The organism is Enterococcus italicus DSM 15952 (genome assembly GCF_000185365.1).
Lineage (GTDB): Bacteria > Bacillota > Bacilli > Lactobacillales > Enterococcaceae > Enterococcus_G > Enterococcus_G italicus.
Genome location: NZ_GL622241.1, coordinates 1,569,501 through 1,591,428, shown reverse-complemented (window position 1 = coordinate 1,591,428; position 21,928 = coordinate 1,569,501). Strand labels below are relative to the sequence as shown.

The following is a 21,928-nucleotide window of genomic DNA, read 5'->3' as shown; positions in this document are numbered from 1 at the left end:
GAAACTTTCCTTTGTTTGACTTTCGAAGGCATCTCTTTTATTATAAGGCTTGTTTGATTTTCATAGTATTAGGAGGAAGAGTTTGTGAACTACGAGTTAAAACACATCTCTGAAGAAGAATATACACTTGCCCATCATCGCTTGAAACAAGCAACGATTTTGCAATCGTATCAGTGGGGAGAAATTAAAACTGGTTGGCAAAGCTTACCCTTTGGATTTTATGCGAATCAAAAATTGATCGGGACAGTATTAATCTTAAAAAAACAGTTACCTTTACGACAATCCTTTTTTTACATTCCTAAAGGTCCAATCATGGCATATGAAAAAGAAGCGGTCACAGGTTTTGTCAAAGAATTAAAACGAATTGCTAAAGAGCATCACGCTGTCTTTGTTCGTCTAGATCCACCTATTTTGCGTTCTGCTTTTAAGATGGACGAGGAACCAGTGATTAGCAATCAAGAGAAAGTCCAAACCCTTGTGGACGCTGGTTTTGAACATGAGCCGTTAACATTGGATTTGCATACGACCATTCAACCTCGCTTTCAAGCAGTCGTTGAATGCAAGGAGTATCAGTTGCAACGCTTGACCAAAAAAGGGCGCCAAGGTGTACAAACGGCCAAAAAACGCGGAGTGGAACTTGAAATGTGCGGCGTGGAAAAAGTTGCTATATTTGCAGAGTTAATGAAGAAAACTGCCGATCGAAAAGGCATTTCCCTTAGAAACGAAGCCTATTTTCGTAAATTATTAACAGTCTATCCAGATTCTTTTCTGATAGTAGGGAAAATTAATCCCGGAAAACGGCGACAAGTGGTTCAAGGATTATTAGTTGAAAATCAGCAAGCAATCGCAAATCTCGCTGAAAACCAAATAAAGAAAAAGAATAAATTAGTCGAAACAAAAAATAGTTTAGAAAAAGAACTCGTGCAACTTGATCAAGATATTACACTACATGGGCAGAAAGAACGCTACATTAGTGGAACGTTGACCGTCCCTTATGGCGATACGTGTGAATTGCTTTATGCAGGCATGGATGAAGCCTTTAAGCATTATATGCCAGCTTACTACACGTGGTATGAATCAATTGTTCAAGCTGGCAAGAGGGGCTATACCTATTGTAATTTAGGCGGAATTGATGGTCACCTTAATGATGGTCTGATTCAGTTTAAAAAGAATTTCCAACCACTGATTCATGAGTATTCAGGAGAATTTAACTTACGAACCTCTAATTGGCTAATCTACAAAGCAATGAAAAAGGCCTATCAAGTTAAAATGAGAGGGTAATTGAAAAGCTAGCTCTTGCAATTGCGTTTAATTAGTGGTTAAATAAATCCATAAAGATTGAAGAGAAAGACACCCAAATTTGAGAGTCCTCCATCAGAGAGAGAGTGCTAGGCTGAGACACTCTTGGAAGAAAACCAACTGCGGACCACTTTCGAGACTTCTGTTGAAGCAGAAGCGGTCGCACCGTTATCACGTTGAGAGATACCAGTTTGGTATTTAAAGATTAGGTGGAACCACGTTTATTCGTCCTAGTAGAGTCATGACTCTACTAGGACTTTTTATTTACAACAGAGGAAAATAAGGAGGAAGACTGATGATAAAAATTACATTTCCTGATGGAGCTGTAAAAGAATTTGAACAGGGAGTAACAACAAAAGAGATTGCCGAAAGCATTTCGAAAAGTCTAGTGAAAAAAGCACTAGCGGGTAAAGTGAATGGCAAATTAGTTGACTTAACTCTCCCATTAGAAGAAGATGCAAAAATTGAAATCGTGACTCCTGATCATGAAGATGCTCTGCCTTTATTGCGTCACTCATCTGCGCATTTAATGGCGCATGCGATGCACCGATTGTATCCAGGGATTCATTTTGGTGTAGGACCAGCGATTGATTCAGGCTTTTATTATGATACTGATAATGGGGAGCATCCGATTACTGCTGAGGACTTACCTGCAATTGAAGTAGAAATGATGAAAGTAATCAAAGAAAATCATCCAATCGAACGCATGGTTTTATCGAAAGAGGAAGCACTGGAGTTGTTTGCTAGTGATCCTTACAAAGTGGAATTAATTACTGAATTGCCTGCGGATGAAGTGATTACAGCATACAAGCAAGGTGATTTCGTCGATTTGTGCCGTGGTCCACACGTGCCATCAACTGGTCGCATTCAAGTCTTCAAATTATTATCAGTAGCCGGTGCTTATTGGCGCGGAAAATCTGACAATCACATGATGCAACGAATCTATGGAACAGCATTCTTTGACAAAAAAGACTTAAAAGAGTTTATCCGTATGCGCGAGGAAGCAAAAGAACGCGACCACCGCAAATTAGGAAAAGAACTAGATTTATTTATGGTTTCAAAAGAAGTTGGTTCTGGCTTGCCGTTTTGGTTACCAAAAGGTGCCACTATTCGACGCATCATTGAACGCTACATCGTAGATAAAGAAGTCAGCCTAGGATATATGCATGTCTATACACCAATTATGGCAGATGTGAATCTATATAAGACTTCTGGTCACTGGGATCATTACCATGAAGATATGTTTCCACCAATGGACATGGGAGATGGTGAAATGTTGGTCTTAAGACCAATGAACTGTCCACACCACATTATGGTGTACAAAAATGATATTCACTCGTATCGTGAATTGCCAATCCGCATTGCGGAACTAGGTATGATGCATCGCTATGAAAAATCGGGTGCGTTATCTGGTTTGCAACGGGTACGTGAAATGACATTAAATGACGGTCATACATTTGTGAGACCGGACCAGATCAAAGAAGAATTCAAGCGGACATTGGATTTAATGACTGCTGTCTACAAAGACTTTGGGATTGACGATTATCGATTCCGTTTGAGTTACCGTGACCCTAATAATACAGACAAATACTTTGATGATGATAAAATGTGGGAGAATGCGCAAAAAATGATCAAAGCTGCGATGGACGAATTAGGATTGGATTATTTTGAAGCAGAAGGTGAAGCAGCCTTTTACGGACCAAAATTAGATGTTCAAGTAAAAACAGCGCTAGGAATGGAAGAAACATTGTCTACTATTCAATTAGACTTTTTACTTCCTGAACGTTTTGAATTAACATACGTCGGTGAAGATGGCGAAAATAGCCACCGCCCAGTGATGATTCACCGCGGGATTGTCTCAACAATGGAACGGTTTGTTGCGTATTTGACTGAAGTATACAAAGGTGCATTCCCGACTTGGTTAGCACCAGTCCAAGTCGAAATTATTCCAGTATCAGTCGATGCACACAGTGAATATGCCTACGAAGTGAAAGAACGATTACTAGAAAAAGGAATTCGTGCCGAAGTTGATGGTCGGAATGAAAAAATGGGCTACAAGATTCGCGCAGCACAAACACAAAAAATTCCGTATCAATTAGTTGTTGGTGATCAAGAAATGAATGATGCGACAGTCAATATCCGTCGCTATGGCAGCAAAGAAACAGCAGTCGAAGAGCTTAATATGTTTGTAGATGCAATTGTTGCAGATGTTCAAAATTACAGCCGTACTGGTAACGATAATAAATAAAAAGCGTATAAGTATTCATTCTAATAACAGGATCAACTGTTGGTCAAAGAGTGATCTAATCACAAACGGTTGAATTTAGAAGGAAAATATGCTATGATTGCGAATGTAATGATACTTAGGTTGAGTGAGGGATATTTATCCCTCACTCTTTTTAATGAAATGATAGCCTAGTATTCAATAAAAAGGGGGCGATAGCTGTTGAGTACAGTGGTTCAAACTGTGACCGATTTAGTGGTACCTATTTTAGATTCAAAGCATTTTGAATTAGTAGAAGTAGAGTTTGTCAAAGAGGGCAAGAGTTGGTTTTTAAGAGTCTTTATAGACAAAGAAGAAGGCATTGATATTGAGGAATGTGCTTGGGTAAGTGAGATGTTAAGTGAAAAACTTGATAGCATTGATCCCGATCCAATTCCGCAAGCGTATTTTCTTGAAATTTCTTCACCCGGTGCGGAACGTCCGCTAAAGAAAGAAAAAGATTATGAAAAAGCTGTGGGTTCATTTGTCCATCTATCGCTTTACCAAGCTGTTGACGGGGAAAAGCAATATGAAGGAATCTTAGATGCGGTTGAGGCGGAGACATTGACTTTGACTTATCGAATCAAAACACGTACCAAAACCCAAACCTTTGAACGAAAAAATATTGCGAAAGCTCGTTTAGCAATTCAATTTTAATAATGGAGGATCAATCACAAAATGAGTAAAGAAATGTTGAACGCTCTAGATGCGTTAGAGGCAGAAAAAGGAATTTCAAAAGATATTGTTATCGATGCACTCGAAGCCGCATTAATTTCAGCGTACAAACGTCACTATGGACAATCGCAAAATGTTGAAGTGGAGTTTGACCGTAAAAAAGGAAATATCCATGTCTATGCTGTCAAAGAAGTGACAGAAGAAGTAATGGATTCGCAGCTTGAAGTGTCCTTAAAAGAAGCAATGACGATCAATCCTGCATACGAAATTGGCGACAAAATCCGTTTCGAAGTGACACCAAAAGATTTTGGACGAATTGCTGCTCAAACGGCAAAACAAGTCATCTTGCAACGTGTCCGTGAAGCAGAACGCTCCATTATTTATAATGAGTTTAGTGCCTATGAGAAAGATATTATGCAAGGGATTGTTGAACGCCAGGATAGTCGCTACATCTACGTTAACCTTGGGAAAATCGAAGCCGTGCTTTCTAAACAAGATCAAATGGCCAATGAATTCTACCAACCACATGACCGGATCAAAGTGTATGTGTCACGTGTTGAAAATACGTCAAAAGGACCGCAAGTCTTTGTTAGTCGTAGCCACCCAGATTTACTACGTCGGTTATTTGAACAAGAAGTACCAGAAGTTTATGATGGTACAGTCGAAATCGTTAGCATTGCACGTGAAGCCGGCGATCGTTCAAAAATTGCCGTTCGTTCACACGATGAAAATATCGATCCAGTAGGGACATGTGTCGGACCAAAAGGCCAACGTGTTCAAGCACTGGTAAACGAATTAAAAGGGGAAAATATGGATATCGTGGAGTGGGATGAAGATCCAGCTATCTTTATCGCGAATGCCTTAAACCCTGCAGAAGTCACGGATGTATTATTTGATACAACGAATCCAAAAGCTTGTACAGTCGTTGTACCTGACTATCAATTGTCACTAGCAATTGGTAAACGTGGCCAAAATGCGCGTCTAGCAGCGAAATTAACTGGTCATAAGATCGATATTAAATCAGAATCAGATATGGCTGAATTTTACGAAGAACTAGATCGTCAAGAAGCACAGGCTGATGTGAGTGAAGACACCGAAGTAGCGACACTTGAAGCAGAGCAAACGGAAGAGTAACAAAAAAAGGGGGATTATGATGAAAAAACGAAAAATTCCTTTAAGAAAATCAGTTGTCTCCGGAGAGCTTTTTCCCAAAAAAGAATTGGTCCGCATTGCGCGTTCGAAAGAAGGCGAAGTAGCCATCGATCCTTCAGGTAGAATGCCTGGTCGTGGTGCTTATATTGCTTTGGATCCCAAAGAAGCACAAGCAGCTTGGGATAAGAAGATTTTAGACCGTGTATTAGAAGTCAAGCTAACAGATGCCTTTTACGAAGAGCTATTGGCCTACGTGACGCATCAAAAAGCAAGAAAAGAACTATTTGCTAATGAATAAGCAAAAAGTATTAAACCTACTAGGATTAGCTACACGCGCGCGCAAAATCATATCTGGTGAAGACTTGACAATCCAAGCCATTCGCTCCAATAAAGCGCAAGTCGTGCTACTAGCAAGTGATGCAGGAAAAAACACCCAGAAAAAAGTAAAAGATAAATGCTCGTATTACAACGTTCCTGTTTTTGATTGTTATACAGCTGAGGAGTTGACCAATGCCATCGGAAAACCAAGAATGGTAATCGGCATCCTAGATAAAGGCTTTGCAAGCAGAATCGAGGAATTAATCTCAGGATAGGAAGGTGATTATATGGGAAAAAAAAGAATCTATGAATTAGCCAAAGAATTGAATACCTCAAATAAATCATTAGTTGAAAAAGCACAGTCATTAGGCTTTGATGTGACTAACCATATGGGTGCTATCTCAGAAACACAAGAGAAGCAGCTCCGGCAGTCACTGCAACCGAAGAAAACTGAGGGACAAACAAAATCAACCAATCCGACCAATAAACCTGAACCAAAATTTCAATCGCAACGAAACAATCCAAAATTTCAAAATAGAAAAAATCAAGCACCACGTATCAATACCAATAACCGAGGAACAAAGGGTGCTACAGGGAATACAGGTAATCGGACGAATTCAACTTCTAAAGTGGAAACAAAAGATACCAAACCAACTCAAGCACCTATCAAATCAACACCAACAGAAAACAAAGGTACCGATCAACGACCGAATACTGGTCAAGCAAAGGCGAATCAAACCAATCGTCCTCAAAATCGGAATACAAACCAAGGACGTAATAGCGAAAATATGAATCAAAATAAACCTACAGCAACATCAAAACCAAAAAACAATGCCCCTCGCGATACAAAATCGACAGCAAAACCTGCTGCACAAAAGAGCCAAACAGCGAATCGCCCAGCACAAACAGCGAATCGCCCAGCACAAACAGCTACGCGCCCAGCGAAACCGGAAGCAAAATTTGACAACGCGAGCAATAATGGGCAAGATCGTAACAAACCAGCAAATCGCTCAAATAACCGCAACAAAAATAACAATTTTGGTAACAATCAAAACCGCTCAAAATTTAACAAACGCGGCAAAAAAGGACGCCAAAATGTATCGCAAGAAAGAAAACCAGCTGTACCGGCTCGTAAATTCCGTGAATTACCTGATGTTTTAGAGTATACAGAAGGCATGAACGTGGCTGAGATTGCGAAAAAAATTCACCGCGAGCCTGCAGAAATAATTAAGAAGCTATTTATGTTAGGTGTGATGGTGAACCAAAACCAACCATTAGACAAAGATACAATTGAATTATTGGCAACTGATTATGGTATGGAAGCCCAAGAAAAAGTGCAAGTGGATATTGCTGATATCGACAAATTCTTTGAACCAGAAGAATTAAAGGAAGAAAACCTTGTATCACGCCCACCAGTCGTAACGATTATGGGACACGTCGATCACGGGAAAACTACCTTGTTAGATACCTTGCGTCATTCACGAGTAACAAGTGGTGAAGCAGGCGGAATTACCCAACATATCGGTGCCTACCAAATTGATATTAACGGTAAACCAATCACGTTCTTAGACACGCCAGGACATGCGGCCTTCACAAGCATGCGTGCTCGTGGTGCAAGTATTACCGATATCACTATCTTGGTCGTTGCAGCCGACGACGGTGTTATGCCACAGACTGTTGAAGCAATCAACCATGCGAAAGCAGCGAAAGTACCAATTATCGTTGCTGTAAACAAAATTGATAAACCAGGTGCGAATCCACAACATGTGATGCAAGAACTTAGTGAATATGAATTGATTCCTGAATCATGGGGTGGCGACACCATATTTGTAGAAATTTCAGCCAAATTTGGACAAAACATTGAAGAATTGCTTGAAATGATTCTTTTGGTTGCTGAAGTGGAAGACTTAGAAGCAGATCCAACACAACGAGCAATCGGTACAGTCATCGAAGCTCGCTTAGACAAAGGCAAAGGTCCAGTATCAACCTTATTGGTTCAACAAGGAACGCTACGTGTAGGGGATCCGATTGTTGTCGGTAATACATTTGGTCGCGTCCGTGTCATGACTAATGACCTTGGTCGCCGTGACAAAGAAGCTGGCCCAGCTACACCAGTCGAAATTACTGGTCTTAACGATGTACCACAAGCGGGTGATCGCTTTGTAGTATTTGAAGACGAAAAGTCAGCTCGTGCTGCCGGTGAAGAGCGTGCCAAACGGGCATTGCTAGAGCACCGTGCTTCAAGTAGCCGTGTAACGTTAGAAAACTTATTTGATAGCTTAAAAGAAGGTGAACTAAAAGCCGTTAATGTTATCATCAAAGCAGATGTACAAGGTTCAGCTGAAGCATTAGCTGCCTCATTGAAAAAAATTGACGTTGAAGGCGTGAAAGTAAATATCGTCCATTCAGCAGTTGGTGCGATTAACGAAAGTGATGTGACACTTGCAGCCGCAAGTAATGCAATCATTATCGGCTTTAACGTTCGACCTACAGCCCAAGCAAAACAACAAGCCGATGCTGAAGAAGTCGACATTCGTTTACACCGCATCATCTATAAAGCAATCGAAGAAATCGAAACAGCGATGAAAGGGATGCTTGATCCAGAATTTGAAGAAAAAATTACTGGTCAAATGATCGTTCGCGAAATGTATAAAGTATCGAAAGTCGGTACCATCGCTGGTGCTTATGTGACTGAAGGCTTTATCCGCCGTGACAGTGGTGTCCGCGTTATTCGCGATGGCATTGTTATTTACGAAGGACAATTAGCAAGCTTGAAACGCTTCAAAGACGATGTGAAAGAAGTTCGCATGGGATTTGAATGTGGTGCGATGATCGAAAAATTCAATGATTTAAAAATGGATGATGTCATCGAAGGCTTCATCATGGAAGAAATTAAAGTCGACTAGTATAGGAGGATGACTTATGGCCAACTATCGCGATAGAAGAGTGGCGCACGAAATTTTAAGAGAAGTAAATGATATTTTACGGAAAAAAGTAAGAGATCCACGTGTGCAAGAAGTAACGATTACCGATGTTCATGTGACAGGTGATTTGCAACAAGCGACAATTTATTATAGTATCCTTTCAGACTTGACTTCTGATCGCCAAAAAGCACAAATGGGCTTGGAAAAATCAACTGGCTTAATTCGTAGAGAATTAGGACAAGGATTGTCACTATATAAAACACCAGAGCTGATCTTTGAATTGGATCAATCCGTTCAATATGGAAACAAAATCGATGAACTATTGCGTAACCTAAATAAAGAGTAACCGCATAAAAGAGTGTGTGACCGATGTTTGTCACACGCTTTTTTTTTAGTATTTCTTTAGGATTGAACAAATTTTACTTGTAAAGAGAAAGCAATTGCATGGGACCGATTTCTATCATATGCTATAATAGAAAAGTTGAATAAGAAAAAGGAGTGAACGCATGGACGGCATTTTACCATTATGGAAAGAACCTGGCATGACCAGTCATGATTGCGTTTTTAAATTACGAAAAATATTGCAAACCAAAAAAATTGGTCATGGGGGTACGCTTGATCCTGATGTCGCTGGTGTATTGCCAATCTTTATTGGCAAAGGAACAAAAGTCATTGAATTCCTTTCTGACGAAGGAAAGGTTTATGAAGGTGAAGTAACGTTGGGTTACAGTACCACGACGGAAGATTTTTCCGGCGAAGTAGTACAGAAAAAGCCTGTCACTGAGCCGCTGACGAAAGATCAGATTGATCATGCGATGGTTCAATTTATTGGGGAAATCACTCAGATTCCGCCGATGTACTCTGCAGTCAAAGTCGCGGGCAAGCGCTTGTACGAGTACGCGCGTAACAATGAGGAAGTTAAACGCCCCATCCGCAAAGTAACCATTGACTCCTTCACACGCATCTCAGAACCCAAATGGAACGAGGAGCAACAAACTCAATCTTGGAATTTTCAAGTCCATTGCGGTAAGGGAACTTATATCCGTACGTTGGCAGTTGATTTGGGTGAAGCATTAGGTTATCCGGCCCATATGTCACAGCTGACTAGATTAGCAAGTGGCGGATTTACGAAAGAGCAAGCCATCACACTTGCACAAGTAGCTACTTATAAAGAAGCTGGTACAGTTGACAAGTATTTGCTTCCAATTGAATTTGGTGTGAAAAATTTTGAACAAGTCGCCATTTCTGATGCCTTATGGTCCAAAGTGAAAAATGGTATGCGCCTAAGTGCAGCGGATTTTGGTTTAACTCAGATACCGAACCAACCGATCGCCATTTTCTATCATGAAAAAGTGGTCAGTATTTATGCTACCTATCGTGAAGACAGTGATCAATTAAAACCTTTAAAAGTTATACGAAATGAGTGGGAAGATGAACGTAATTGAAATTAGACATCCTTACCATCAAGATCAGCTACCAGACGAACCAATCGTTTTGGTTTTGGGCTTTTTTGATGGCGTACACAAAGGACATCAAAAAGTAATTGAAACAGGTCGCAAAATTGCCAATCAAAGAGGCCTGAAATTGGCAGTTATGACATTTAATCAACACCCGTCCATCGTCTTTCAAAAAATCAATCCTGACACTATGAAGTACTTGACTAGCCTGAAGCAAAAAGAAGAAAAAATGGCCGAAAATGGTGTGGATTTCTTGTTTTTTGTTGATTTTACGTCAGCTTTTGCGGGATTAAAGCCGCAAGAATTTGTAGATCAATATATTGTTGGTTGGCATGCGGAAGTTGTCGTAGCGGGATTTGACTATACATACGGTCCAAAAGACATCGCAGATATGCCACATTTAGCAGAATACGCTAAAAATCGTTTTGAGATTGTGACTGTACCGAAAGAGACGTTGGCAGGAGAAAAAGTGAGTTCAACAAATATTCGTGAAGCGTTAAGTAATGGAGAAATGGAAGAAGTGACCGCAATGTTAGGAACAACGTATGAAACAGAAGGAATTGTCGTTCATGGCGATGCTAGAGGCCGCACATTAGGCTATCCGACAGCCAATATTCAGACAAAGGCGAGTGTGCGACTGCCCAAAGAAGGGGTCTATGTGACTGAGATCTTAGTAGGAGACACTTGGTTCCCTTCAATGGGATCGATTGGCACGAATAATACCTTTGAACAAAATCGTCCGGTAACTGTCGAAATAAATATTTTAGATTTCCATCAAGATATTTATGGCGAGCATGTTCGCGTTCGCTGGGTACATTATTTAAGAGAACAGGTCGCTTTTCCGTCGATGGAGGCATTGATTGATCAGTTACAACAAGATGAAAAAGATACACGGACTTATTTCGGAAATTGAGCAAGGAGGAATCCAGATGAGTGAGCAACCAAATGAGCGAGTGGGTCAGCTACCACGTTACCAGCAAGTAGCCGTTGAAATATCGGAGCGGATTGTGGAAGGCCGATATGTTGAAGGGGAAAAAATTCATGCGCGTTCGACATTGGCTACTCATTTTAATGTTTCTGCTGAGACAGCCCGAAAAGCGATCAGTATATTGGTTGATTTAGGGATAATGGATGTGAAGCATGGCAGTGGTGCTTTTGTTGTGTCCAAGGAGAAGGCGGCGGAATATGTTACACAGTTTAAAGCCAGTCAGTCTATTTTATCCATTCGCCAACAGATGCAAGCGAGCATCGAGAGGCAGCGCACAGAAACCAATCACTTAAATCAATTATTAGACCAACTCGTTGCACGTACTAAAAATGTTCACGATCAATTGCCCTTTGTTCCTTATGAAATAGAATTGACTTCTCAGGCACAAAATTTAGAAATAAGTATTAATGAACTAAATTTTTGGCATCAAACAGGTGCCACGATCGTTGCAATTCAGACGGATAAAGAACTTTTGTTGTCACCTGGGCCATACGCCAAGCTTAGTATTGGGAATCATTTGTATTTTGTAGGGACAGAGACTGTTTTTGATCGCGTTCAGCGCTTCTTTTATGAGTAATAAACTAGAAAATATAGTTCAGTTAGAAATCGAAAGACCAGAAAATCCAGAAGTTGCTTCTCAAGCTTTTGGATTTTCTGGTCTTTCGTTGTAGCTAATTGAATATAGCTGCAGATATTGTCTTAATTGCTTCTTAATTTTTTGACAAAGTGACCACACGATGTTAACATTGAAAGGTCAGTTTGAATAAAACATGAAAATTTTTAGGGAGTGTGAAAGATTTGATCAAAGTTCGTGTAGAACATTTAACTAAAGTCTTCGGGAAGCGTCAGCAACAGGCACTCGAACTTGTTAAAAAAAATGAAGCCAAAACAACAATTTTAGAAAAAACAGGCGCGACAGTTGGGGTGTACGATGCCAACTTTGAAGTGAATGAAGGCGAGATATTTGTGATCATGGGGCTTTCCGGCAGTGGGAAATCAACCTTGGTACGCTTAATTAATCGCTTGATTGAACCGTCATATGGCGATGTATTTATTGATGGAGAAGATATCGCAAAAATGGATAAAGAAGCCTTGCGTGACATTCGTCGCCATAAAATTAATATGGTTTTTCAAAATTTCGGTCTGTTTCCACATCGAACGATTCTTGAAAATACTGAGTATGGATTAGAAGTAAGAGGTGTGCCGAAAGAAGAACGAACGGTGAAAGCTGAACAAGCCCTCGCAAACTCAGGATTACTTTCTTTTAAAGACCAATATCCTGACCAACTTTCCGGTGGAATGCAACAGCGTGTAGGCTTATCAAGAGCATTAGCGAATGATCCTGAGATTTTACTAATGGATGAAGCATTCTCAGCTTTAGATCCGCTTATTCGTCGAGAAATGCAAGATGAACTCTTGGAGCTACAATCAAAAGTTCAAAAAACCATTATATTTATTACACATGATTTGAATGAAGCACTACGAATTGGCGATCGAATTGCTTTAATGAAAGATGGTCAAATTATGCAAATTGGTACAGGTGAGGAAATTTTAACCAATCCAGCCAACGAATTTGTACGAGAATTTGTCGAAGATGTCGACCGTTCTAAAGTTCTGACTGCTGCGAACATTATGGTGCCAGCGTTGACCACCAATATTGAAATTGATGGACCAAATGTTGCCTTAAATCGGATGCGTAAAGAAGAAGTCAGCATGCTATTAGCGACGGACAAAAAGCGCCAACTGAAAGGTAGTTTGACCGCTGAGTCGGCACTTGATGCCCGTAAAAATGGTCAAGCACTAAAAGAAGTCATCGATAAAAATGTCAAAAAAGTTCATCCAGATACTTTAGTAACCGACATCTTTAAATTAATTTATGATTCACCGACGCCATTAGCCGTTGTTGATGAACAAGATCGCTTGATGGGCGTCGTGATTCGCGGGAGTGTCATTGAAGCTTTAGCGGACACGGAGACTTCAGTAAATGAAAAAGAGGGAGACGTGACAAATGAGTAACTTTTTACAACAAGCAATACCTGTTGCAAATTGGGTTGAAAGGGCTACAAATTGGGTGACAAATACCTTTTCAGGACTGTTTCAGGTCATTCAAGACAGTGGCTCTAGCGTGATGAATGGCTTTACGGATGTCCTTATGATGATTCATCCACTTGTGCTGATTCTAGTCGTCAGCCTGATTGCGTTTATCATTTCCGGGAAAAAATGGGGCTTAGTGTTGTTTAGTTTGATTGGCCTTTTATATATCTACAATCAAAACTTATGGTCAGACTTGATGAGTACCGTGACCTTAGTTATTGTCTCAAGCGTAGTGTCGATCATTATCGGGGTACCGCTTGGTATTTGGATGGCGAAAAGCGATCGTGCTGAAAAAATCATTCAGCCAATCCTTGATTTTATGCAAACGATGCCCGGCTTTGTGTACTTGATTCCAGCCGTAGCCTTCTTTGGCATTGGTATGGTGCCTGGGGTCTTTGCTTCAGTTATTTTTGCATTGCCACCTACTGTTCGTTTCACGAATTTAGGGATTCGTCAAATTCCGAAAGAATTGGTCGAAGCGTCAGATTCATTTGGTAGTACAGGCAAGCAACGGTTGTTTAAGCTTGAGTTACCGCTTGCCAAAAGCACAATTTTAGCTGGGATTAATCAAACGACAATGTTAGCATTATCCATGGTCGTCATTGCTTCAATGATTGGTGCACCTGGGCTAGGTAGAGGTGTCTTATCAGCATTGCAACATGCCCAAGTAGGCAATGGTTTCGTTAATGGGCTAGCTTTAGTTATCTTGGCTATCGTGATGGACCGCTTCACCCAATTAATTAATAAGCCCTCACACAAAAAGGAACAAGGACAGATCAGCAAAAAAACCAAACGTGTCGTAGCATTGGTATCAGTCGTAGCCATTTTAGGATCCATTTTTGTTAATGTTTGGCAAACGAAAACCACTCAATCAGCCAATGATGCATCAAAGGGAACCATTCATCTAGCTTATGTTGAATGGGACACTGAAGTTGCCTCAACGAACGTCATGGCTGAAATATTGAGAGAGCAAGGCTACACAGTAGATATCACACCGTTAGACAATGCGATTATGTGGGAGTCTGTCGCTAAAGGACAATCTGATGCGATGCTAGCTGCTTGGTTACCTAACACGCATAAAGCGCAATATGATAAGTACAAAGACCAGGTCACTGATTTAGGTGCAAACCTAGAAGGTGCAAAACTGGGACTAGTCGTTCCTAGTTATATGGATGTGGATTCAATCGAAGATCTAACCGATCAAGCGAATCAAACGATTGTAGGGATTGAGCCTGGTGCGGGTGTTGTTGCTGCAGCAGAAACGACGCAACAAACCTATGCTAATCTTTCAAATTGGACCGTCTCGACTTCTTCTTCAGGTGCGATGATGGTCGCCTTAGAACAAGCGTATAAAAACCAACAACCAATTGTCATTACTGGTTGGTCACCACATTGGATGTTTGCTAAGTATGATTTGAAGTATTTAGAAGATCCACAAGGCACAATGGGTGGCGAAGAAAGTATCCATACAATGACGAGAAAAGGGTTCGCTGATGATTTTCCCGAAGCAAACCAAATTTTGGATAACTTTGAATGGACGACAGATGACATTGAATCTGTGATGTTGGCCATAAACGATGGTCAAACGCCAGAACAAGCTGCGAAAGACTGGATCGAGGCGAACCAAGAGAAAGTCGACGAATGGACGAAATAAGATGATAAAAGCTGAGTCAATATGGTTCAGTTAAAAGACAGAAAGACCGGAAATTCATAAGTTGCTCAAACTTTTGAATTTGCTGGTCTTTTTGTTTTGCGTTCCATGTATGAAATGGCAATACACAAAAAATGAGGAAGGCGAGCGGGATGTTTGAGAGGATTGGTCGATGCTAACAGGTATTGTTAAAGCAAATTTTTAATCATATATTTTTTCATATTTAATAAATATCTATATAATAAAACAATAAGGTTGGAAAGGAAGTCAAACCAATGTCACTTTTAATTGTATTATTTGCTGCATTAATGATTCCACTTGCGATGGCGCGCTTTAAGATTACAGCTGTGCCAACAGCAATTGCGGAAATTATTGTGGGAATTATTATCGGAAGAACGGGGTTTCAATTCGTTGAAACGACGAATAATTTATCATTTCTCTCTAGCTTAGGGGTGATTATTTTAATTTTTTTATCCGGTATGGAAATTGATTTTAGCTTATTTAAAACTAAAACATCTGAAGAAAAGGGAACACAGCCGTTGCCAATGGCGATACTCTCGTTTGTTGCGATACTCGGGACATCCGTGCTATTGGCATTTGTCGTGAAATTTCTTGGTATTTTTGATAATCTTATGCTTTCGACAATTTTGTTTTCAACGATTGCCTTAGGTGTCGTGATTGCGGCACTAAAGGAAAAAGAGTTATTAAGCAAACCTTATGGACAAACGCTATTGCTAATTGCCGTTTTAGGTGAAATCATTCCTTTGCTTGCCTTATCGGCATATGCTGCATTGAATGGCGGACAGTCGGAGCAAATCTGGCTGATACTAGTGATTTTCTTGGTAGCCATCCTGTTACTGTGGCGTTTTCGTGGGATTTATGATTTTTTTGCAAAGGTTGATAAATCGACGACGCAACTCGATATCCGCTTGGCATTTTTTATCGTCTTTACTTTGGTTACTGTGGCTGAAACAGTCGGTGCAGAAAATATTTTAGGGGCATTTTTGGCCGGGATTGTGATGAAGCTCTTGCAACCAAGTGAAAGTACGCAAGAGAAGTTAACCTCAGTCGGCTATGGCTTTTTTATTCCAGTATTCTTTATTATGACCGGGGCCAAGTTGGAGCTAAGAAGTCTGCTTATCCAACCAGAAGCATGGTTAATGATTTTATTATTATTTGTTTGTTTTATGGTAGCCAAAGCAGGGCTCTTTTTTACTATGCAAAAGTCCTTCAATCGCACCAATGCACTGGCCGGCGCATGTATTTCTGCGACAACTATTACGTTGGTGTTACCAACGCTAGAGGTAGCAGCACATTTGGATCAAATTACGGAAGTCCAAGTAGGCGAATTTACGTTAGCGGCGGTCCTTTGTTGTATTCTTGCACCTATTTTCTTTAATAAATTTTACCAATCTACCGAAGAAGAAGAACAATTAACCAAAGTGACTTTTTTTGGCACCAATGTGCTAACAATCCCTGTTGCTCAACAACTTGCAAAAGGCTGGTATGATATTCAAATGGTGACGGACGATCGCGAGCATTATGAAACGTTTCGCAGTGCGATGGATCATGTCTTATTTTTGGAAAATCGCGAAGAACAGACATTGTTTGACAAACAAATCTTCGATGCTGATGTATTGGTACTTGGGTATCGTGACGATGCCATTAATTATGAAATGGCTCAGCTTGCAGCGAAATATGAAGTCCCACGAGTGATTGTCCGCTTAGAGTCACATGACTTAACTGATACGAAGTACGAGCAGCTTCAAGCCAAGGGGGCGGAGTTGTTTAATACCTTTGATGTAAATATTAGTTTACTAAGGGAAATGATCGACTCACCATCTACACTGAAAATGCTGACGGATACGGAGTCAGGACTATATGAAGTATCGGTAAACAATCGTCGATACACAGGGATTCCTATCAAATCATTGCCATTTATTGAAGCAATTACAATCAGTCGTATTTACCGCAACAATGAATTCATTGCCCCCCGTGGAAATACGGTTATCGAACTGGGTGATCACCTGATTTTTACAGGTAACAAAGAAACAGTCAAAGAATTACGGCATGTATTGAGCTTGACGAACTAAAAAATTCCAATCATTCGATTATCTGCGTGATTAATGGTACACTAGGTTCCAATAAAGAAAGTAGCAAAATTTGAGAAAATCAAATGTCTTTCTCTTTTTCTGTGCAAATAAGACCAAAGGAATGGCATAATGAACACCAACAAACAAAAATCAATGTATATCCATATCCCATTTTGTGAACACATCTGTTATTACTGTGATTTCAACAAAGTATTTCTTGAAGGGCAGCCAGTAGATGAATATGTTGATCGTTTACTTGACGAAATTGAATGGGGAACAAAAAATAAAACTACCTCTTTTCCGACAATCTATATTGGCGGAGGTACACCAACATCTTTAACGGCCACCCAACTTGATAAGCTGTTAGCGGGAATTACCGAGCGAGTATCGCTAGCAGACACCAAAGAATTTACGATTGAAGCTAACCCAGGCGATTTGACGGAGGAAAAGTTGGCAATCATCCAAAATTATGGCGTAAATCGCGTATCGATGGGCGTACAATCCTTTGATGATCGCTTATTAAAAAAAATCGGTCGGAAACATTCGGCGCAAGATGTGACAGAAACTTTGCATTTATTGGAAGCGAAGGGTTTTTCGAATGTGAGTATTGATTTGATTTATGCCCTACCTGGACAGACACTGGATAATTTTCGCCAAACACTAACGCAAGCGCTGACCTTTGATTTGCCCCATTATTCGCTTTATTCCTTGATTTTGGAAAATAAAACAATGTTTATGAATTGGATGAGAAAAGGTAATATGGTCCTACCTTCACAGGAAGTCGAGTTGCAAATGTTTGAAGAGACAATTGACGCGATGACCAAGGCGGGCAAATTTCAATATGAAATTAGTAATTTTGCTACACCGGGATATGAATCTCAGCACAATCTAATGTATTGGGACAATGAGGAGTATTACGGTTTTGGTGCGGGGGCAAGTGGCTATGTTGATCAAAAGAGATATCGTAATTTTGGGCCAATCCAGCATTATTTGAAGCCTTTACGCGAAGGAACATTACCAATCTATCAGAGTGAGTCTGTGTTAAGAAAAGAACAAATAGAAGAAGAATTATTTTTAGGTTTACGAAAGTTAGCTGGTGTATCAAAGAAGGCATTTGAAAAAAAATTTGGCCAATCGTTTGATGGAATCTATGGAGATGTCGTGACCAGTCTTGTAGCAAAAGGCTGGTTACTAACAGATGATCAACACGTCGCTCTAACAAAGCAAGGAATGTATGTCGGAAATGATGTCTTTGAGCAATTTTTGCTAGACAAGGAGATAAATTGATGCAGCGAACAGTATAAAATAGAATAAAAAAATCGATTAGCACTCTTTTGTTAAGAGTGCTAATTTTTTAAGGGCAATCTCTTGACATTCTATAGAGATGTGGTATATTTATAATCGTATTAGCACTTAGATATATCGAGTGCTAACAAGGGGTGATGACATGATAACGAAGAGACAACAAGATATTTTGCGTCTTATCATCCAGAGCTATACCGAAAATGAAATTCCGGTTGGTTCAAAAAAGTTGATGGAATCGGGAATTGAAGCGAGTTCTGCAACAATTCGAAATGAGATGAAGGCTCTAGAAGAATTTGGCTTACTAACCAAGACACATTCTTCTTCGGGACGTGTCCCCTCGATTGAAGGGTATCGTTATTACATCAATCATCTATTGGAACCGATGACTTCTTCAAAAGGGGATGTTGAGCAGATTAGACGTGGATTGAATCGTGAGTTCCATGAAATAAATGATGTGATTCAATATGCGGCTACTGTTTTGTCAAAACTGACCAACTACACTGCTTTATCGGTAGGGCCAAACTTAACAGATCGAATGTTGACGGGATTTCGAATTGTCCCATTGAACAATCGTCAAATTGTCGCGATTATTGTGACAGATAAAGGCAATGTTGAAAGTCAAGTCTACACAATACCAGCAACATTTCAGTCAACGGATGTTGAGAAAATTGTCCAAATTATCAATGACCGCATGGTTAATGAATCATTATGGACTGTCTATCAGCGCTTGCGGACTGAAATACCAATGACCATGAGTCGTTATTTTCAAACGACAGATGGCATTTTAGACTTTTTCGAGCATGTATTAGGAAAGGCGTTTGAAGAACGAGTATATGTCGGTGGACGGATGAATCTTTTGGATTATGAAACAACCCTTGATTCACGAGCCATCAAATCCATGTACTCATTCATGAAGAACTCGGAGCAATTAACCAAGCTGTTCTCATCCAGAGAAGGAGATATTCAAATTCGAGTCGGTGATGAGATAGGGGTTAAGATGCTTCATAATATGAGTTTGATTCAAGCCAACTACTCGATAAAAGATCATGGCTTAGGTACGATTGCATTACTTGGTCCGACAAGTATGCCGTATTCAAAAATGTATGGATTATTGGATACATTCAGTAAAGAACTTTCTCAGAAACTAATTGGGTATTACCAAGAATTAGAATGATTCAATAATATTGGAAAGGAAGTTTGTATAGTGACAGAAGAAAACAAACATGAAGCACAAGAGCAAGAGTTACCCGAAACTAACGACGAGCAACAAGTGGATGCGACAGAAGAAGCAATTGCTGAAGAAGTCGATCCCATCTTAGCTGAAGTGGAAGACTTGAAGAAACAAGTCGACCAAATGGAAGACAAATTTCTAAGAGCTTCAGCTGAAATTGCCAACATTACTTCTCGTAATCGCAATGAGCGTGAATTATTGCAAAAATATCGTTCACAAGACTTAGCAAAAAAAGTCTTACCAGCATTAGATAATCTGGAACGAGCGATGGCAATCGAGGCCAAAGATGAGCACAGCCAAAACCTTAAAAAAGGTGTTGAAATGGTACTCGAAAGCTTGCGTCACGCCTTAAAAGAAGAAGGAATTGAAGAAATTCCAGCAAAAGGTGAAGCATTTGATCCAACTCTTCATCAAGCAGTCCAAACGGTGCCAGCGCAAGAAGGCCAAGAGGCTGATACAATTGTTGAAGAACTTCAAAAAGGTTACAAATTATATGATCGCGTCTTACGACCAAGTATGGTCATTGTTGCTCAATAAAAAAGAGATAAAAGAAGAGGAGAGAATCTATTATGACTAAAATTATCGGTATTGACTTAGGTACAACGAACTCTGCTGTTGCCGTATTAGAAGGCGGAGAAGCAAAAATTATTACAAACCCAGAAGGAAATAGAACAACGCCATCTGTTGTGTCATTTAAAAATGGTGAAATTCAAGTAGGTGAAGTAGCAAAACGTCAAGCAGTGACAAACCCTAACACAATTTCATCAATCAAACGCCACATGGGCGAAGCCGGCTACAAAGTTGAAGTTGAAGGAAAATCTTATACACCACAAGAAGTTTCAGCAATGATTCTACAATACATCAAAGGTTTTGCTGAAGATTACTTAGGTGAAAAAGTTGAAAAAGCAGTTATTACTGTTCCTGCTTACTTTAACGACGCACAACGTCAAGCAACGAAAGACGCCGGTAAAATTGCTGGCTTAGAAGTTGAACGTATCGTAAATGAACCAACTGCTGCAGCATTAGCTTATGGTTTAGATAAAACGGATCGCGACGAAAAAATCCTAGTATTTGACTTAGGTGGTGGTACCTTTGACGTTTCTGTTCTTGAATTAGGTGATGGCGTCTTTGATGTATTATCGACAGCGGGTGATAACCATCTAGGTGGGGATGACTTTGATAACAAAATCATTGACCACATGGTTGCTGAATTCAAAAAAGAAAACGGCATTGACTTAAGCTCAGATAAAATGGCTGTACAACGTTTGAAAGATGCTGCTGAAAAAGCGAAAAAAGATTTATCAGGTGTATCAAGCACGCAAATCAGCTTACCATTTATTACAGCTGGCGCAGCAGGACCTCTTCACTTAGAAATGACGTTAACTCGTGCGAAATTTGATGAATTAACAGCCGACTTAGTAGAACGTACCAAAGTTCCAGTCCGTCAAGCATTAAAAGATGCTGGTCTTTCACAATCAGAAATCGACGAAGTAATTCTAGTTGGTGGATCAACACGTATTCCAGCTGTTGTTGAAGCAGTACGTAAAGAAACTGGTAAAGAACCAAACAAATCTGTAAACCCAGATGAAGTAGTTGCAATGGGTGCTGCTATCCAAGGCGGTGTGATTACTGGTGATGTAAAAGATGTCGTTTTATTAGATGTTACACCTCTTTCTCTAGGGATTGAAACAATGGGTGGCGTGTTCACAAAATTAATTGACCGTAACACAACCATTCCAACAAGTAAATCACAAGTCTTCTCCACAGCTGCTGATAATCAACCTGCTGTAGATATTCATGTATTACAAGGTGAACGTCCAATGGCAGCGGATAACAAAACATTAGGTCGTTTCCAATTAACAGATATACCAGCTGCACCAAGAGGTATTCCACAAATTGAAGTAACGTTCGATATTGACAAAAATGGTATCGTAAATGTATCAGCCAAAGATTTAGGTACGCAAAAAGAACAAAAAATCACTATTAAATCTTCTTCAGGTTTAACAGATGAAGAAATTGATCGTATGGTGAAAGATGCGGAAGCAAATGCTGAAGCTGATAAAGCAAGAAAAGAAGAAGTTGATTTACGTAACGAAATTGATTCTTTATTGTTCACTGTTGATAAAACAACGAAAGAATTAGAAGGCAAAGTTGATGCAGAAGAATTAAAGAAAGCAGAAACAGCGCGCGATGAATTAAAAGCTGCTGTTGAAGCAAACAACATTGAAGATATGAAAGCAAAACGCGATGCTTTAAACGAAATCGTACAAAACTTAACAGTAAAATTGTATGAACAAGCTGCTCAACAACAAGCACAAGAAAATCCAGAAGCAGCTCAAGGCGGCGCGGATGACGTGGTTGATGCGGATTTTGAAGAAGTAGATAACGATAAATAATATTGTTATTGAGGGAGCCAAAGTCATTCACTTTGGCTCTTTCTTTGAATTAATTTGCATGCCATTGTATAGAAAAATATGG

The 21,928-nt window shown here is 39.9% G+C and carries 17 protein-coding genes and 1 pseudogene; all 18 read left to right on the top strand.

The features are described 5' to 3' along the window. Positions 1–84: 84 nt before the first annotated feature. Positions 85–1,281 (top strand): peptidoglycan bridge formation glycyltransferase FemA/FemB family protein, encoded by a 1,197-nt coding sequence (locus HMPREF9088_RS07355; RefSeq protein WP_007208563.1) that lies wholly within the window; start codon positions 85–87, stop codon positions 1,279–1,281. Between the two features lie 313 nt (positions 1,282–1,594). Further along, positions 1,595–3,547, top strand: coding sequence for a threonine--tRNA ligase (gene thrS, locus HMPREF9088_RS07350; RefSeq protein ID WP_007208562.1), 1,953 nt, complete (start codon positions 1,595–1,597; stop codon positions 3,545–3,547). A gap of 198 nt (positions 3,548–3,745) precedes the next feature. After that, a complete protein-coding gene (gene rimP / locus HMPREF9088_RS07345) occupies positions 3,746–4,219 on the top strand; it encodes a ribosome maturation factor RimP (protein ID WP_040366767.1) in 474 nt (157 codons plus the stop codon). Between the two features lie 21 nt (positions 4,220–4,240). Then, a pseudogene (nusA, locus tag HMPREF9088_RS07340) lies at positions 4,241–5,297 on the top strand (transcription termination factor NusA); the annotation flags it as partial. A 93-nt stretch (positions 5,298–5,390) separates the two neighbouring features. Further along, entirely contained in the window at positions 5,391–5,687 is a 297-nt protein-coding gene (rnpM, locus tag HMPREF9088_RS07335; protein WP_040366765.1) for an RNase P modulator RnpM, read from the top strand. Beyond that, on the top strand, positions 5,680–5,982 hold the full coding sequence (locus HMPREF9088_RS07330) for a YlxQ-related RNA-binding protein (RefSeq protein WP_007208558.1): 303 nt from the start codon (positions 5,680–5,682) through the stop codon (positions 5,980–5,982). The genes rnpM and HMPREF9088_RS07330 overlap by 8 nt, the downstream gene beginning before the upstream one ends. Before the next feature lie 12 nt (positions 5,983–5,994). Next, positions 5,995–8,613, top strand: a complete 2,619-nt coding sequence (gene infB / locus HMPREF9088_RS07325) for a translation initiation factor IF-2 (protein ID WP_007208557.1) — start codon at positions 5,995–5,997, stop codon at positions 8,611–8,613. Positions 8,614–8,629: 16 nt separating this feature from the next. After that, entirely contained in the window at positions 8,630–8,977 is a 348-nt protein-coding gene (gene rbfA, locus HMPREF9088_RS07320; protein ID WP_007208556.1) for a 30S ribosome-binding factor RbfA, read from the top strand. 160 nt (positions 8,978–9,137) lie between these two features. Then, entirely contained in the window at positions 9,138–10,076 is a 939-nt protein-coding gene (gene truB, locus HMPREF9088_RS07315) for a tRNA pseudouridine(55) synthase TruB (protein WP_007208555.1), read from the top strand. Continuing rightward, a complete protein-coding gene (gene ribF, locus HMPREF9088_RS07310; RefSeq protein WP_007208554.1) occupies positions 10,063–11,001 on the top strand; it encodes a riboflavin biosynthesis protein RibF in 939 nt (312 codons plus the stop codon). The genes truB and ribF overlap by 14 nt, the downstream gene beginning before the upstream one ends. A 16-nt stretch (positions 11,002–11,017) precedes the next feature. After that, the gene (locus HMPREF9088_RS07305; RefSeq protein WP_040366763.1) at positions 11,018–11,653 is read left to right on the top strand and encodes a GntR family transcriptional regulator; all 636 of its coding nucleotides are present in this window, start codon (positions 11,018–11,020) and stop codon (positions 11,651–11,653) included. Positions 11,654–11,874: 221 nt separating this feature from the next. Next, on the top strand, positions 11,875–13,092 hold the full coding sequence (locus tag HMPREF9088_RS07300) for a quaternary amine ABC transporter ATP-binding protein (protein ID WP_040366759.1): 1,218 nt from the start codon (positions 11,875–11,877) through the stop codon (positions 13,090–13,092). Beyond that, positions 13,085–14,824 (top strand): ABC transporter permease/substrate binding protein, encoded by a 1,740-nt coding sequence (locus tag HMPREF9088_RS07295; RefSeq protein WP_007208551.1) that lies wholly within the window; start codon positions 13,085–13,087, stop codon positions 14,822–14,824. Before HMPREF9088_RS07300 ends, HMPREF9088_RS07295 begins: the two co-directional genes overlap by 8 nt. A 272-nt stretch (positions 14,825–15,096) precedes the next feature. Next, a complete protein-coding gene (locus HMPREF9088_RS07290) occupies positions 15,097–16,914 on the top strand; it encodes a cation:proton antiporter family protein (protein WP_007208550.1) in 1,818 nt (605 codons plus the stop codon). Positions 16,915–17,043: 129 nt separating this feature from the next. Continuing rightward, positions 17,044–18,201 carry a radical SAM family heme chaperone HemW gene (gene hemW / locus HMPREF9088_RS07285; RefSeq protein WP_007208549.1) on the top strand — a complete coding sequence of 386 codons (1,158 nt, stop codon included), beginning with the start codon at positions 17,044–17,046 and terminating at the stop codon, positions 18,199–18,201. Between the two features lie 160 nt (positions 18,202–18,361). Continuing rightward, entirely contained in the window at positions 18,362–19,393 is a 1,032-nt protein-coding gene (gene hrcA, locus HMPREF9088_RS07280) for a heat-inducible transcriptional repressor HrcA (RefSeq protein WP_007208548.1), read from the top strand. A 30-nt stretch (positions 19,394–19,423) separates the two neighbouring features. Continuing rightward, positions 19,424–19,987, top strand: a complete 564-nt coding sequence (gene grpE, locus HMPREF9088_RS07275) for a nucleotide exchange factor GrpE (protein WP_007208547.1) — start codon at positions 19,424–19,426, stop codon at positions 19,985–19,987. Positions 19,988–20,019: 32 nt separating this feature from the next. Beyond that, entirely contained in the window at positions 20,020–21,846 is a 1,827-nt protein-coding gene (gene dnaK / locus HMPREF9088_RS07270; RefSeq protein WP_007208546.1) for a molecular chaperone DnaK, read from the top strand. Positions 21,847–21,928: the final 82 nt, after the last annotated feature.

Coding starts and splice junctions, on each gene's coding strand:
- thrS (WP_007208562.1), top strand. CDS start 1,595: ATGATAAAAATTACATTTCCTGATGGAGCTGTAAAAGAATTTGAACAG.
- rnpM (WP_040366765.1), top strand. CDS start 5,391: ATGAAAAAACGAAAAATTCCTTTAAGAAAATCAGTTGTCTCCGGAGAG.
- HMPREF9088_RS07330 (WP_007208558.1), top strand. CDS start 5,680: ATGAATAAGCAAAAAGTATTAAACCTACTAGGATTAGCTACACGCGCG.
- infB (WP_007208557.1), top strand. CDS start 5,995: ATGGGAAAAAAAAGAATCTATGAATTAGCCAAAGAATTGAATACCTCA.
- rbfA (WP_007208556.1), top strand. CDS start 8,630: ATGGCCAACTATCGCGATAGAAGAGTGGCGCACGAAATTTTAAGAGAA.
- truB (WP_007208555.1), top strand. CDS start 9,138: ATGGACGGCATTTTACCATTATGGAAAGAACCTGGCATGACCAGTCAT.
- ribF (WP_007208554.1), top strand. CDS start 10,063: ATGAACGTAATTGAAATTAGACATCCTTACCATCAAGATCAGCTACCA.
- HMPREF9088_RS07305 (WP_040366763.1), top strand. CDS start 11,018: ATGAGTGAGCAACCAAATGAGCGAGTGGGTCAGCTACCACGTTACCAG.
- HMPREF9088_RS07295 (WP_007208551.1), top strand. CDS start 13,085: ATGAGTAACTTTTTACAACAAGCAATACCTGTTGCAAATTGGGTTGAA.
- HMPREF9088_RS07290 (WP_007208550.1), top strand. CDS start 15,097: ATGTCACTTTTAATTGTATTATTTGCTGCATTAATGATTCCACTTGCG.
- hemW (WP_007208549.1), top strand. CDS start 17,044: ATGAACACCAACAAACAAAAATCAATGTATATCCATATCCCATTTTGT.
- hrcA (WP_007208548.1), top strand. CDS start 18,362: ATGATAACGAAGAGACAACAAGATATTTTGCGTCTTATCATCCAGAGC.
- dnaK (WP_007208546.1), top strand. CDS start 20,020: ATGACTAAAATTATCGGTATTGACTTAGGTACAACGAACTCTGCTGTT.